The organism is Chitinophaga sp. RAB17 (assembly GCF_052114225.1).
Classification (GTDB): domain Bacteria; phylum Bacteroidota; class Bacteroidia; order Chitinophagales; family Chitinophagaceae; genus Chitinophaga.
On record NZ_JBFREI010000037.1, the window covers coordinates 1 to 1,220 of the forward strand.

The following is a 1,220-nucleotide window of genomic DNA, read 5'->3' on the forward strand; positions in this document are numbered from 1 at the left end:
TAATATTTTAAGCCTTGTTTTCGATGGTACCGCACCTGTAGTGACAGCAGTAGATGTACCAGCCAATGCCGTGTATAACGAAGGGCAGGTACTCTCCTTCACTGTTCATTTTAGCGAGATAGTTAACGTAACCGGCACCCCATCTCTGARTGTAGTAATAGGCGCCACCACAAGACAAGCCACACTTATAAGTGGTAGCGGCACCAACGCCTTGCTATTCAGCTACACCGTGCAGAATGGTGATATGGATATGGATGGTATTGCCCTGGGTACGCTCACTGGTACTATCCGTGATGCGGCAGGTAACAACGCAGTACTCACCTTGAATAATGTGGCTAATACTACGGGGGTACTCGTGAATACCACTAATCCGGGTGTGGTCATTTCCACTACCGCTACTTCGCCGGTGATAGCACCATTCACAGCGACCATCACGTTTAGCGAAGCGGTGACTGGATTTACATTAGGTGACATTACCACCACCAACGCTACTTTAAGTGCATTCCAGACAACAGATAATATCACTTACACCGTTCTCGTAACACCTGCCGCAGATGGCGCGGTATCCCTCCAGGTACCGGCCAGTGTAGCCGTGAACGTGGGCAATAACAGCAATACCGCTTCCAATACATTAAGCCTCGTTTTTGCAGGAACTGCTCCAGTCGTAACAGCAGTAGACGTACCGGCAAATGCCATTTACAGACTTGGCCAGGTGCTCTCCTTCACTGTTCACTTCAGCGAACCAGTAAATGTTACCGGTGCTTCATCGCTGGATGTAATAATAGGTGCCACTACAAGATCCGCTACACTTGTGAGCGGCAGCGGCACCAATGCTTTACTGTACAGCTACACKGTACAGCAGGGAGATATGGATATGAATGGTATCACACTCGGCACCACACTTACCGGCACTATTCGCAATACAGCCGGCAAGGATGCGATACTCACGCTCAATAATGTAGGCAATACCACCGGGGTACTGGTAAATACCACTAATCCGGGWGTAGTCATTTCCACTACTGCTACTTCGCCGGTGATAGCGCCATTCACGGCGACCATCACGTTTAGCGAAGCGGTGACTGGATTTACATTAGGTGACATTACCGCCACCAACGCTACCCTAAGTGCATTCCAGACAACAGATAATATCACTTACACCGTTCTCGTAACACCTGCCGCAGATGGCGCGGTATCCCTCCAGGTACCGGCCAGTGTAGCCG

The 1,220-nt window shown here is 49.9% G+C and carries 1 protein-coding gene; it reads left to right on the top strand.

Going from position 1 to position 1,220, the window contains the following annotated elements; genetic code table 11:
* A partial coding sequence (locus AB4Z08_RS35740; protein ID WP_441578562.1) for an Ig-like domain-containing protein occupies nt 1-1,220 on the top strand: 1,220 nt, incomplete at both ends.